Annotated in this window: 13 protein-coding genes and 1 pseudogene; 11 read left to right on the plus strand and 3 right to left on the minus strand. The window is 38.2% G+C overall.

Annotation, left to right across the window (positions count from 1 at the left end; translation table 11 throughout):
- Positions 1-186: 186 nt before the first annotated feature.
- The 7 genes and pseudogenes from H0185_RS07140 (at position 187) to H0185_RS07170 (ending at position 5,855) form a co-directional block, all read left to right on the plus strand.
- Positions 187-350: pseudogene (locus H0185_RS07140) on the plus strand (DUF4264 family protein).
- An 18-nt stretch (positions 351-368) separates the two neighbouring features.
- The gene (locus tag H0185_RS07145) at positions 369-854 is read left to right on the plus strand and encodes a cell wall elongation regulator TseB-like domain-containing protein (RefSeq protein WP_221872558.1); all 486 of its coding nucleotides are present in this window, start codon (positions 369-371) and stop codon (positions 852-854) included.
- A 36-nt stretch (positions 855-890) separates the two neighbouring features.
- Positions 891-2,075 (plus strand): pyridoxal phosphate-dependent aminotransferase, encoded by a 1,185-nt coding sequence (locus H0185_RS07150; protein WP_221873067.1) that lies wholly within the window; start codon positions 891-893, stop codon positions 2,073-2,075.
- Positions 2,076-2,300: 225 nt separating this feature from the next.
- Complete coding sequence (gene asnS / locus H0185_RS07155) at positions 2,301-3,596, plus strand: asparagine--tRNA ligase (RefSeq protein WP_221872560.1); 1,296 nt, start codon at positions 2,301-2,303, stop codon at positions 3,594-3,596.
- Between the two features lie 170 nt (positions 3,597-3,766).
- Complete coding sequence (locus H0185_RS07160; protein WP_221872562.1) at positions 3,767-4,474, plus strand: DnaD domain-containing protein; 708 nt, start codon at positions 3,767-3,769, stop codon at positions 4,472-4,474.
- 200 nt (positions 4,475-4,674) lie between these two features.
- A complete protein-coding gene (gene nth / locus H0185_RS07165; RefSeq protein WP_221872564.1) occupies positions 4,675-5,334 on the plus strand; it encodes an endonuclease III in 660 nt (219 codons plus the stop codon).
- Complete coding sequence (locus tag H0185_RS07170) at positions 5,334-5,855, plus strand: YpoC family protein (RefSeq protein ID WP_221872567.1); 522 nt, start codon at positions 5,334-5,336, stop codon at positions 5,853-5,855. Before nth ends, H0185_RS07170 begins: the two co-directional genes overlap by 1 nt.
- A gap of 16 nt (positions 5,856-5,871) precedes the next feature.
- Here the strand turns inward: H0185_RS07170 and H0185_RS07175 are convergent, their stop codons facing one another.
- Together H0185_RS07175 and recU are read right to left on the minus strand one after the other, a co-directional pair.
- Complete coding sequence (locus tag H0185_RS07175; RefSeq protein ID WP_221872570.1) at positions 5,872-8,502, minus strand: penicillin-binding protein 1A; 2,631 nt, start codon at positions 8,500-8,502, stop codon at positions 5,872-5,874.
- Positions 8,503-8,539: 37 nt separating this feature from the next.
- Positions 8,540-9,154 (minus strand): Holliday junction resolvase RecU, encoded by a 615-nt coding sequence (gene recU / locus H0185_RS07180; protein ID WP_221872572.1) that lies wholly within the window; start codon positions 9,152-9,154, stop codon positions 8,540-8,542.
- Positions 9,155-9,264: 110 nt separating this feature from the next.
- Between recU and H0185_RS07185 the strand changes: the two genes are divergently transcribed.
- The 3 genes from H0185_RS07185 (at position 9,265) to H0185_RS07195 (ending at position 11,389) form a co-directional block, all read left to right on the plus strand.
- Positions 9,265-10,260 (plus strand): DUF2515 domain-containing protein, encoded by a 996-nt coding sequence (locus tag H0185_RS07185; protein WP_246629056.1) that lies wholly within the window; start codon positions 9,265-9,267, stop codon positions 10,258-10,260.
- A 327-nt stretch (positions 10,261-10,587) separates the two neighbouring features.
- On the plus strand, positions 10,588-10,854 hold the full coding sequence (locus H0185_RS07190; RefSeq protein WP_221872574.1) for a hypothetical protein: 267 nt from the start codon (positions 10,588-10,590) through the stop codon (positions 10,852-10,854).
- 163 nt (positions 10,855-11,017) lie between these two features.
- Positions 11,018-11,389: a YppE family protein gene (locus H0185_RS07195; RefSeq protein ID WP_221872576.1), complete on the plus strand. Its 372-nt coding sequence runs from the start codon at positions 11,018-11,020 to the stop codon at positions 11,387-11,389.
- A 60-nt stretch (positions 11,390-11,449) separates the two neighbouring features.
- On the opposite strand, the gene yppF is transcribed toward H0185_RS07195, so the two are convergent.
- Positions 11,450-11,644 (minus strand): YppF family protein, encoded by a 195-nt coding sequence (gene yppF, locus H0185_RS07200; protein WP_221872578.1) that lies wholly within the window; start codon positions 11,642-11,644, stop codon positions 11,450-11,452.
- Between the two features lie 188 nt (positions 11,645-11,832).
- Here yppF and H0185_RS07205 point away from each other — a divergent pair, with 188 nt between their 5' ends.
- Positions 11,833-12,372, plus strand: coding sequence for a YppG family protein (locus tag H0185_RS07205; RefSeq protein WP_246629057.1), 540 nt, complete (start codon positions 11,833-11,835; stop codon positions 12,370-12,372).
- Positions 12,373-12,582: the final 210 nt, after the last annotated feature.

A 12,582-nucleotide genomic window follows, 5' to 3' on the forward strand; every position in this document is an offset into this window, starting at 1 on the left:
CAGTTAAAAGATGTGTGTGAACCAGAAGGAAATTTGGTTGATTTTACTGCAAACTGTCATATCTACAATTGGAAACACCTGATATAATAGGTGTAATGAAAGATAAGAAAATTGTATTCCTATTGTTCACTGTAATGCTGTTTGCTATTAGTAACAAATTTTGTCGTGTTATTGGAGGAATACTTAGTGGAAGGTAAGGTTGAAGTTCTCTTTACAGTTCCCATTCAATAATGCTCCATCTTATTTAAAATTGTTGATGCCTAAATGGTAGAATAAAACATAAAGATTTGATGTTTGGATTAGCCCTTGATCGTGAAGATCAGGAAAAGGTAATCTTTACTATATATTGAACATAAAGAGTGAGCGCTGTGAAAAAATGGATAATTATTAGCATTGTCATCTTACTAGCAGGTAGTATTGGGTTAATTTCAGTATACCTGAATGCGACAAAACCACTTAGAACTGCTGAAAAGAAAGCAATTGAAATCGCTCAAAAAGATACCGATTTGACGGATTTCCATAATTTTCAGTTGTCTAATGGTGAAAGTACATATTATGTCTTACAGGCAAAAGACACGAACGAGGAAGAAGTTTATGTATGGATCTCAGAAGATGACAGAAAGACGGTTATAAAGAAGGTAAATAGTGGTGTGAGTGAAGAAGAAGCCATCCAGACTGTTTACGCAAACAAAGATCCAAAGGAAATTATTTCTGTCCGTTTGGGTATGACAAAAATCCAAAAAACAACACGTCCTGCATGGGAGATTTATTATCGTACCGATAATGACCATCTAAATTATTTTTATGTAGATTTTGAAACAGGTGAAAAACTGCGAGCAATTGATAATTTTTAGATATAGAAAACACCTACGGGAGGTACTAGAATGAACATCAAACTTGCACAAAGGGTAGGAACATTAACACCATCTACGACATTGGCGATTACCGCAAAAGCAAAAGAAATGAAAGCTGAGGGTTATGACGTGATTGGTTTAGGGGCAGGGGAACCTGACTTTAACACGCCTAAGCATATTATTGATGCAGCGATCCAATCCATGGAAGCTGGTCTTACAAAATACACGCCTGCAGGCGGTCTTCCTGCATTGAAAAAAGAAGTAGCTGCAAAGCTAAAGAGGGACCAGGGATTAGAATATGCAGCCAATGAAATCATTGTTACCAGTGGGGCTAAACATGCACTTTATACCTTGTTTCAAGTTCTTCTTGATGAAGGAGACGAGGTAATTATCCCAATTCCTTATTGGGTGAGTTACCCTGAGCAGGTGAAATTAGCTGGAGGAACCCCAGTTTTCATTGAGGGCATAGAAGCAAATGAATTTAAAATTACAGTGGACCAACTCAAAGCAGCGATTTCTGAAAAAACAAAGGCAGTTATTATTAACTCCCCAAGTAATCCAACTGGTATGGTTTATACAAAAGAAGAATTAAAGGCTCTTGGAGAGGTTTGCTTAGAATATGGAGTACTTATTGTATCAGATGAAATATATGAAAAACTGATGTATGGTGGTCACGAGCATGTCTCAATTGCAGAAATCTCTCCTGAATTAAAAGAGCAGACAATTGTGATTAATGGAGTATCCAAATCCCATTCCATGACGGGGTGGCGAATTGGCTATGCTGCTGGAAATAGTCAAGTAATTAAAGCTATGACAGACCTTGCGAGCCATAGTACTTCAAATCCAACTTCAAATGCTCAGTACGCGACAATTGCCGCTTATTCAGGTAGTCAGGAGCCGGTTGAAGAGATGCGTAAAGCTTTCGAACAGCGTCTGGATATCATTCATCAAAAGCTAGTTGAAATCCCCGGGATTACTTGTCTTAAGCCGCAAGGAGCATTCTATCTTTTTCCTAATGTGAAGGAAGCTGCAACTGCAACAGGCTGTAAAGATGTTGATGAATTTGTTGAGAGACTCCTAACAGAGGAACAAGTAGCGGTAGTACCTGGTTCAGGTTTTGGGGCACCTGACAACATCCGATTATCCTATGCGACGTCGTTAGACTTACTTGAAAGTGCAGTTAATCGCATGAAAAACTTTATTGAAACCAATCAAAAATAAATGAAAAAGGCGGGGGCTAATGAATTTGTGGTCCTGCCTTTTTATTTGTAGTTAGTTGTGCCTCTGCTCTTTATCCGTCAGCCTATTTTATATGAGCTAGGCTTTTCCTGTAGGGTGATAAAGGGGCTCCACTTTTCATAGTTGCCCTTAGATTGAACCAAAGTTATAATAGAACACGTACATAGCACCAAGTGAGTTTTACTTAGTTTTGGAGGGAAATAATCAGTGAATAAAACAACTATTTCAGAAGTACATAAATATGTTGATCAAGAAGTGAAGATTGGCGCTTGGTTAGCAAACAAACGTTCCAGCGGGAAAATTGCCTTCTTGCAATTGCGAGATGGGACAGGCTTTATTCAAGGTGTTGTAGCAAAGAGTGATGTTGGAGAGGAAGTATTTCAGTTAGCAAAATCAATTACACAGGAATCATCTATCTATGTTACCGGTAAGGTCCAAAAAGATGAACGTTCTCCACTGGGCTTTGAATTATTGGTTACAGGGCTTGAAGTTATCCATCAAGCGGTTGATTATCCAATTACTCCAAAGGAACATGGAACAGAATTTTTAATGGATCATCGCCATTTATGGCTACGCTCTAAACGCCAACATGCGGTTATGAAAGTTCGTAATGAAATTATCCGTGCTACATTTGAATACTTTAATGATAATGGTTTTACGAAAGTTGATCCGCCTATTTTGACTGGAAGCTCACCTGAAGGTGGTAGCGAACTCTTCCACACAAAATATTTTGACGAGGATGCGTTCCTTTCACAGAGTGGTCAACTTCATTTAGAAGCAGCTGCAATGGCTCTAGGTAAGGTATTTTCATTCGGGCCAACCTTTAGAGCAGAAAAATCTAAGACTCGCCGTCATTTAATTGAATTTTGGATGATCGAGCCAGAAATGGCATTCTATGACCATGAAGACAGCTTAAAGGTTCAAGAAGAATACGTTTCATATATCGTTCAATCTGTTTTGAAAAATTGTCAAATTGAGCTTAAAATACTTGGTAGAGATACGTCGAAATTAGAAAAAATACAAGCTCCATTTCCACGGATTACCTATGATGAAGCATTAAAGTTTTTACATGAAAAAGGCTTTAATGATGTTCAGTGGGGAGATGACTTTGGTGCTCCACATGAAACGGCAATTGCTGAGAACTACGATAAACCAGTATTTATCACACACTATCCAACCGCATTAAAAGCATTCTATATGCAGCCTGATCCTAAGCGTCCTGAGTTAGTCCTTTGTGCAGATTTGATTGCACCAGAAGGTTATGGTGAAATCATTGGGGGGTCGGAGCGAATTAACGACTTTGATTTGTTACAGCAACGCTTAGACGAGCATAATTTGCCACTAGAAGCGTATAAATGGTATCTAGAATTGCGACAATACGGTTCTGTTCCTCATTCTGGTTTTGGCCTTGGACTTGAGAGAACAGTTGCATGGATTTCTGGCGTTGAGCATGTTAGGGAAACAATTCCTTTCCCACGTCTACTAAATAGATTATATCCTTAATAATACTAATAAGAGCGCTCTTTCTAGCATGGCTAGAGAGGGCGCTTCGTTTTGGTACAATGTAACGTTTTTGGGAACAGCGCATTTCACTTTATTTCCAACCCTAAACTTCTTGTATTCTGTTACCTGGTGTCTTTGTTCATGTTATACTTAGAAATGAGGTGTCCGCTATGCAAAAATCTGATTTTATCCAATGGCTTCGGGAAGGTACGATTACAATCCCGGCAGCTTTATTAACAGAATACAAAAACATGCATTTATCAGAGCAAGAACTAGTCCTGCTTCTCCAAGTTATTCATTTTGCAGAAAAGGGGAATGAATTTCCTACTCCTGCTGAGATATCGGCTCGGATGGCAGTTTCAGTAGTGGATTGTACAGAAAGCCTTCATGCTTTAATACAAAAGGGGTTTATTGATATTATAGATGGAGATTCTGCAGATGGGATTCGATTTGAACGGTATTCATTAGATCCGCTCTGGGAAAAATTAATTGATCGATTTATGCAGAATCAGAAGCAAGAGCGCGTGCAGGCACGGCAGGTAGAAGAGACCGATTTATATACTTGTTTTGAAAAGGAATTTGGTCGCCCTTTATCTCCATTTGAATGTGAAACACTTGCAATGTGGATGGATGATGATCATCATGATCCTATTATTATTAAAGCCGCTTTACGAGAGGCTGTTATTTCTGGAAAACTTAACTTTCGTTATATTGACCGAATTTTGTTTGAATGGAAGAAAAACGGAATTAAGACAATTGAACAGGCGAAAAGCTATGGCAGGAAGTTTAGACAACACCAGGGACAACAAAAACCAGCTCCAAAGGATGTTAAAGTACAATCAAGACCGGTGCCATTTTATAATTGGTTGGAACAATAAAGAAGTGACGAAACGAGAGAAAAAATCTCTCGTTTTTATTAATATGGTTGTGATAATGTTCACAGTATAATTGGAATGGGTGCACGAAGACTCCTGGGGATTCCTGACTTGCTTGATGAAAGCGAAATGCTTGGAACGGAAGTCTGCCCCCCCACGATAGACACAGACAATAATATAAATAAAACTATAGGTGAATCTACATGCTAAATAAAAATCAAATCCGATATTCTTTAGATGAAATGGGGAAGTTATTTCCTGATGCACATTGTGAATTAAATCATTCCAATCCATTTGAATTGGTGATTGCGGTAGCCTTATCTGCGCAATGTACCGATGCATTGGTAAATAAAGTAACCAAAAATCTTTTTCAAAAATACAAGACTCCAGAAGATTATCTCCAAGTATCCCTTGATGAACTTCAAAACGATATTAGATCAATAGGGCTTTTTCGAAATAAGGCAAAAAATATTCAAAAATTATGTAAATTGTTAATAGAAGATTATGATGGAGTTGTGCCCAATGATCGGGACGAATTAACGAAGCTTCCTGGTGTCGGGAGAAAGACAGCCAATGTTGTCGTTTCTGTAGCATATAATGTTCCAGCGATAGCGGTCGATACACATGTGGAACGTGTAAGTAAAAGACTTGGAATATGTCGTTGGAAAGATTCCGTATTAGAAGTAGAGAAAACACTGATGAAAAAGGTTCCAAAGGAAGAATGGTCCATTACTCACCATAGAATGATATTCTTTGGTCGATATCATTGTAAAGCTCAAAATCCCCAATGCGAAATCTGCCCATTACTGGATATATGTAGGGAAGGGAAAAAACGAATGAAAAGTAAGGAGAAAGGAAAGTAATGGGGATTACACTTAAGGTACCAAGCGAACTGGACCATTCTTTTTTCTTTCCCAAAGATATAGTGGAAATAGAGGACAAACTACCCGTAGAGTTTATTTCTAGCGATCCATTTATTTATGAAATAGGCTTTTATCATGGGTTAAACATGATAAGGCCATGGGAGAGTCCAGAAAAGGTAATTCCCTTTCTTCTGGAAGAATGGAAGAAACATAAGAAACAACTAGAATCAATATTCTCAGCTAGGGATGCTTCATCGGCTCTGGGTCCAATGAAACATGCTATTGCGATTTTCGTTGAAATGCTGTTCTGGACAAATGGTCAACCTGTTCATTTCCCATTACACAATATCCAGCAACTAAATATAAAGCCTGTTAATGTTCAAGAGAGAATAGAGTTTATCATTTCAAGGCCAAAGCTCTATCATTCCTTTGCACAGCTTTCGGAACTATACATTGAACAACAGAAACACTTTACTAGAGAGTTACTATTAAAGAGTAAATTGAAAAACGTCCAGGAATAAATTCCCGGACGTTTCTTTATTGGTTTTCACTCTCATCTTCAGGAGTCTCTTCTACATTTGTATTAGGGTCTTCAGTATTGATGTTTCCGTTGTTATTCCCATTCTCGTTTCCATTTCCGTTTCCGTTTCCATTTCCATTGCTGTTCCCATTTCCGTTCTCGGTTCCATTTTCATTCTCATTCTCATTGCCGTTTCCGTTCCCGTTCTCATCCTCGTTGCTATTCCCATCCTCATTTTCATTGCTTTCTTCCTCAGGAAGCTCATTTTCCTCTTTGGGAACTTCAGATTCAGGTTCAGGAATCTTAATCGTTGTACTAGCTGGATCACTTCGCAATTCACCACGGCTAGCCGTTACTGAAATGGAGTAAGTACTCCCTGGGTCAGGTGAGGCGATTGCTAGACTGGTGTCAGTTGTTGATTTAAGGACTTGAGATGGGCCACCGTCGATGGAGGCACTAACCTCAAAGTTCGCACCTTCCTCTTTTGATTCCCAAGTAATTACGATTGAATTTGTAGTTTCATCGAATTTTGCTGAAAGTTTTTTTGGCGCAGCAAGCTTCTCAAATCTTTTCGAAGTTTCACTTGGAAGATGTCCTTTAACAGCATATTCGGTTATTATTTGATCTCTTGGTGTGTATTCGCTAGCTAATTTTGCAGGAATGGTACCTCTTTCTATCGCTACTTGAACTACACTATTAGGCGTCGTGAAGTCAGGAGTATCAATATTTTCGGATACCTTTGATACAATCCCTTTAAATAATATTTGTGGGATTTTTTGTTGAAACCCATCGGCAAGTAATCCTTTACTCCTTTTATCGTATCCAGTCCATATAGCGGCTGTGTATCTGCTCGTATATCCGACAAACCAAGAGTCAGGTACTGCGCCGTCAGGAATATCATTTTCTCTCATTTCTTTATCTGTATAATTTGTTGTTCCAGTTTTTCCTGCGACAGGAAGATTAGGGATATTTGCAGATCCACCTGTACCGCTCGTAACAGCCGTTTTGAGCATATCGGTAATCATAAAGGCAGTATAGTCTTTCATTGCAACTTCTGTTTCAGGAGACATATCAATTTCGGTATTGTCGCGCAAAACAATCTTCTTTACAGCATGAGGTTCGGTATAGTAACCGTTATTTCCAAATGCCGCATAGGCACCAGCCATTTCCAATGGTGATAATTCATAGGCTCCTAAGGCAGCTGACTCTGTAAGTTCTGATGGTAAGGATTCTCCAAGACCAAGACCTTCGGCAAAATCACGGGCCTTAACCAAACCTACTTCTTGAAGTGCCTGTAAAGCAGGAATATTTCTTGATTGTGCTAATGCATCTCGCATTGTCATTGGTCCATTATATTTATTATTCCAGTTCGAGATTTTCTCACCATTTGAATATTGGTATGGTTTATCCTCAAGCATATGGAATGTTCCCCAGTTTAAATGTTCAATGGCAGGGCCATAATCAAGGATAGGTTTGATTGTTGAGCCAGTTTGACGCTTAAGATCGGTACCGTAGTTCCAGCCGCGCTCGCCAGTTCTGTTCCGTCCTCCTCCAATTGCTCGGATTTCTCCTGTTTGTGTATCCATAAGGACAATCCCAGCTTGGACCTCATCGTTTGGATAATCAACAATCTCATTAGTATTTAATGAGTTTTCTACATAAGTTTGCGCGTTAGGATCTAAAGTAGTATAAATTTTTAGTCCATCGGAAAAAATATCAAAATCTCCTTGTTCTTCCACTTCGTCAATAACCTGATCAATAAAGGCATCAAAAGGTTTTTCTTTCCGTTTTTCACGTTCTTCTTCAGGGAGTAGTGAGGACGTGACCGGAACGGCCTTTGCTTCCGTCATCTCAGCCTCTGAGATAAAACCATGTTGGTGCATGAGCGTTAAGACGATATTGCGACGTTTTTCTGCATTTTCAGGGTGTGTAAAAGGATTGTAATTGTTAGGACTCTGCGGAATCCCTGCTAATAACGCAGCTTCATGTAATTCAATGTCCTTTAATTCTTTTCCAAAATAAACTTTTGCTGCAGTACCAATTCCATGACTGCCTTCTGACATGAAGATTTTATTGAAATACATTTCAAAGATATCTTCTTTTGTATATTTTCGTTCAAGTTGGAAGGAGAGCCATGCTTCCTCCGCTTTACGATCTAATGTCTTATCAAAGGTAAGAAAGTAATTCTTAACCACCTGCTGGGTAATCGTACTCGCACCTTCTGCGCCAAAGCCGTCGGTAAAGTTCGCAATGACAGCTCCTGCTAGGCGAATGGGATCTAATCCATTATGTTGGTAAAATCGTACATCTTCCGTTGCTATTACAGCATTTTCAACCACTTCAGGTATGTTTTCATATTCTATATAATCGCGGTTTTCAGAACCTATCTCTGTGATTAATTCACTATTCATATCATATACTTTTGAAATAATTGGATCTTTTAACATTGCTTCGTCTAGCTCAGGCGCATCTTGAATCATGAAAGCAAAAGTACCAGCACCGATAAGAAGGCCAAGAATTCCAAGGATAATTAAGCCTAAGAATACCTTCTTAAATAAACCTTTTTGGGTTTTCTTTCCCTTCGCCTTAGGTTTCTTAGTGGTTTGCTGTTTACGGCGCTCCTCCCTTGTTTGAGGTTTATCTGCCATATATATTTCCTTCCTTTCTAAAGAACTAAATTAATAGTTAACTAAGGTTATAAAGATAATCGATTACTTTAATATAGTCAATTCTGGGTTGAAGTCCTAGAGGGATATGATATCCCAAATCTTCAATTTCTTGCTTTGTAATGGATTTACGACCGCCTTCCTCCATTCTTGCCCAAAAAGCTAATAAGTGCTTTGCCTCAAGAAGGTACACTTCTTCAATCTTCGTAAACCGTAAAATAACAAAACAGATTCCATGATGTTTTAAAATATCCTCCATATGACGGATTTGATGGGGATGAAAGTTTTTGAGTGGAAAAGATGTTGTAAATTTAGTTTCCTTAGCCTCAAAATCAATATATTTCCCTTTATAAACTCCATTATAATCTGTAGTGGAAGCTTGTTTAAAATAAGCTTCTTTTATTACAGCAGCACTTCTTTTCGGGTAATCTACATTCACTATTTGGACCGGAGTCGGCTTCTTATGTATAATGGCAATCTTTCGTTCCAAATAGTATGAATTTGTTTCATTAAGGTCCTCTTCTAATGTCATCCCACGGTTGCTATAGGTCTGGTTCTTAAATTGTTTTAATTGTGGTTCAACAGAATTAGTTTTCGGAACATATGGTTTTCCGTTGGGATAATGAAATTTCAATATTGTCCACCTCGCAAACTAATACCTATCATACCAAATCTTTGGCTGGAATGGTTGAATAATTAGCCCTATTTCATCCTAACCTAAAAAGTAACCAAGGGGGGAGCGCATTGAAACCTATAGCTAAAGCTGGAAAAGCAGGAATATCGGATACAGAGGAACAGCTTATTTTTAAGATCCGCCTGGAAACAAGCGAGTTAAATGTGGACAATGTTTCCAGAACAAACGCATATTTTGATTATTACTTAAAACATCCTGAAATTATTTGGTCCTTCTTAGCCAGTATGGTCTCGCGTAACGGAGGATACAATATGTGCGACCTAGAAGGTGATTGGTTTCCGAGAATTCTCGATCCTCCCGTAAGACAACAACTTTTTCTTACCTATGAGCGGGCTAATTGGACAATTTTTCATGATGCATTCCCCCAATTACTTCTGTACCATTATTCGACGAAAGTTGGCAAGCCTTTGTTTCACCTTTTAACACATTTTAATATATCTTCTTTTATGGAAACAGAATGGAAGTATTTTTGGAGAAAAAGGGACAAATATCGCTTGATGAATGCGCTTATCATAAATGAACAGAATGTCATTCACCATTCGGTTATTAAGCATCACAAATACCAAAAGAAAGTGTTTCATACATTAAGATTTCTCTTTCAAGATTTTTTCCATTTTAGCGCAGTGCTGCTCCCAACAATGAGGGGCGAGATTTATGGTGCGAGCGTAAATGGTTTTATATCTGTACATAAAAGAATAAATCTTGGTCAAAGAATTGCATCTATTTTGTTTGATCCAGAACTTTATCCTCAGTTTTTAGAATTTTCCCTTCGAACAGAACATACAGGGTCGAGACATGACTATGAACAGTATATGGTGAATAAAAAGCGAGAAACTCCATTTCTTAGGATGACATATCCTGTGATTAGTCATCATGACAAATGGCAGCCAGACTGGTTTCTAGAAAGAAAATTTAATAAAAAATGGTTGAACCCTGATATCTATCATAAACATCCAATCCTTTTGACGGAGTGGTTTTTCGATAAACAAAAGCAATTTCAAACGTTAATCTCTTTAAAAGAACTATTGTCAAAAGAAGACAGATAAAAAAGCAAGGGGATTCCCCTTGCTTTTTGTTTTCTAAGTAGATGGACGATCTGGACCTTCGAGCTTTTTGTCCCCATATCCAGTTTTCTTCTCTTCTAAATGTTTTTGCTCTTGCTTATTTGACTTTTCCTGTTTTTTCACAAATAACACCTCCGATTTATAGTCTGTTCAAATTGGGCTATTTCATTCTAGGTGTTGTCGAATCATGCTTAGCTTTTCAAAAATTCACTTTCTTTGCCGAATCCCTACTAGTTTTGTCACTAGTAGAGGACATAGAGACAAAACCACGAATAAAGATACTTAAGTTCACAAGGGAGGTTTGCAAATATGAAAACAAACGGTATTGAGAGGGAAGACATTATTCTAATGCTCGCGGATATTAATCAACAGCTTAATAAATTGGAAGTTGAATTGCACTCCTCAACGGAAGAATTCTGTAACAGTTGGTACAAATCACACGAAGAACGTCTAAATCAATGTGATAAAAAACTTTCCGCTCTTGAGGAAAGCATAGACAAACTTGATGCAGGAAAGCGAGAAATGAAAATGACTTACCCCAGCAAGAAAGTGGTAAAACTTGAACTAGGGTACTAAACAAAATAAAATGAAAGAAAGAGAAGTGGCTTTTCAAGAAGCTGCTTTTATTTTTTTGCTTTTTCACCATTTATCACAAAGGTTCCCGCGAAATACTGCGAGAGAAGTGTATGTAGCGGGAAGCAACATCCGAGAAGGACATAGCCACTATAGGAGGTTCAACATGAAATCGAACGAAGCTTTGCTAGAGATGACAAATAACTTGTTAAAATATAGACAGTTCATCGTGGAACGATTTGAACAGTCAAAAAAAACAGGAGAACAGGGAGACTTTTATGAAGAGGTAAAGCCATTTGCTGATGAAGTTAAGCAGATGACTGATGACTGGAGAGGTCTTACCTTATCATGGCTGTCTCAGAACCCACAGCGTCACTTACATGCTCGCCAAATAGACGCAACCGCTGAAAACCTGGAAATGGTTTCCGTATCTGCCTTCTTCCCGAATACGAGCAAGAAGAAATTCTTAGATCATGTCCAATCGATTGAATATGTCCTAAAGGGTCTGGTTAGTGCGATTGAGGACCAGAAAAGTTGAATAAAAGGGAATGTTTTCCTAAAAAATAAAGTACCCTTATTAGGGTACTTAAAAAACAACCTAGGAAAGTTGCTTGAAGTCTTCAGGGATAACAGCTCCCTGAAGCTCGAGCTCTCGCATAAGGCTACGATAATCATTGAAGGAAATTTCATTTTGTACATAAGCTCTCTTGGCGAAGTCTAGCAATTCATTTACATGCTCAGGTGTATGTTTTCGTGCCTGCGTAAACATAAATGTTAATTCTTGCACAGTCATGACTTTTCCTCCCTCAGCTTTTCTCCTATTTTACCATGAATATCCAGGTTGTTATTATTTTTTAAAAAATGAAATTTCAGACAACATTCTCCATGGTTAGACAAAGTGTGAAAAATTTTCCAGAGATATCACCATCTAGGCGGTTGACACATAAAATGTTGTAGCGAAGAAATGAGGAGGAAGTCTCAATGTTTGGTCGAAAAAGAAAAAGGCAAATGTATGCCCCATACATGAATTACACAACACCTTATCATGCTTTTCCGGTCAACGTGAATGGATTTGACCAACGGGTTATGCCTCAACCAAATACCCAAACACCTTATAATCCATATTGGAATGGTGTGCCAATAAATTTCCCAACTCAATATTCAGGCTTTTATCATCAGCCGTATGCAGCGGGTCAAATAGACTCCGGCTATAATGGTGGCTACGGACAACAACAGAATCTTTCTCATCTTTTATTTGAAAACCCTCTGCAGCCAACAAATGAACCTTCATATGGGGGGTATTATCAACAAGAAATACCCTACCAAAATATGAACCCCTATCCACAGCAGGCATTTCTGCCTAAACAGACTGGGGGCATACAATCAATTATGAATTCATTTAAAAGTCAGGATGGAAATCTGGATATTAATAAAATGGTTGATACAGCTGGTCAAATGATGAACGCTGTTACACAAGTATCATCCATGGTTAAGGGGCTAGGTGGGATTCTGAAGACATAAAGGTATGAGTAGATTAGGTCACGAACCCTCAGTGATAATTCTGAGGGTTTATTTTGTTGTAATGGACCTAGCTTAATTTAGGCAACATTTTTTGAACAATTTTGGAAGCAATACTTCAAACAACAAATGCATAATTTGGTTAGTGAAGTGGTCGAAAAATGCTTATTATACACAAAAAAATCCATTGTTGATTATTACACCTTACACGGG

It is taken from the genome of Mesobacillus maritimus, assembly GCF_019749255.1.
In the GTDB taxonomy this organism is placed as follows: Bacteria; Bacillota; Bacilli; order Bacillales; family Cytobacillaceae; genus Mesobacillus_B; species Mesobacillus_B maritimus_A.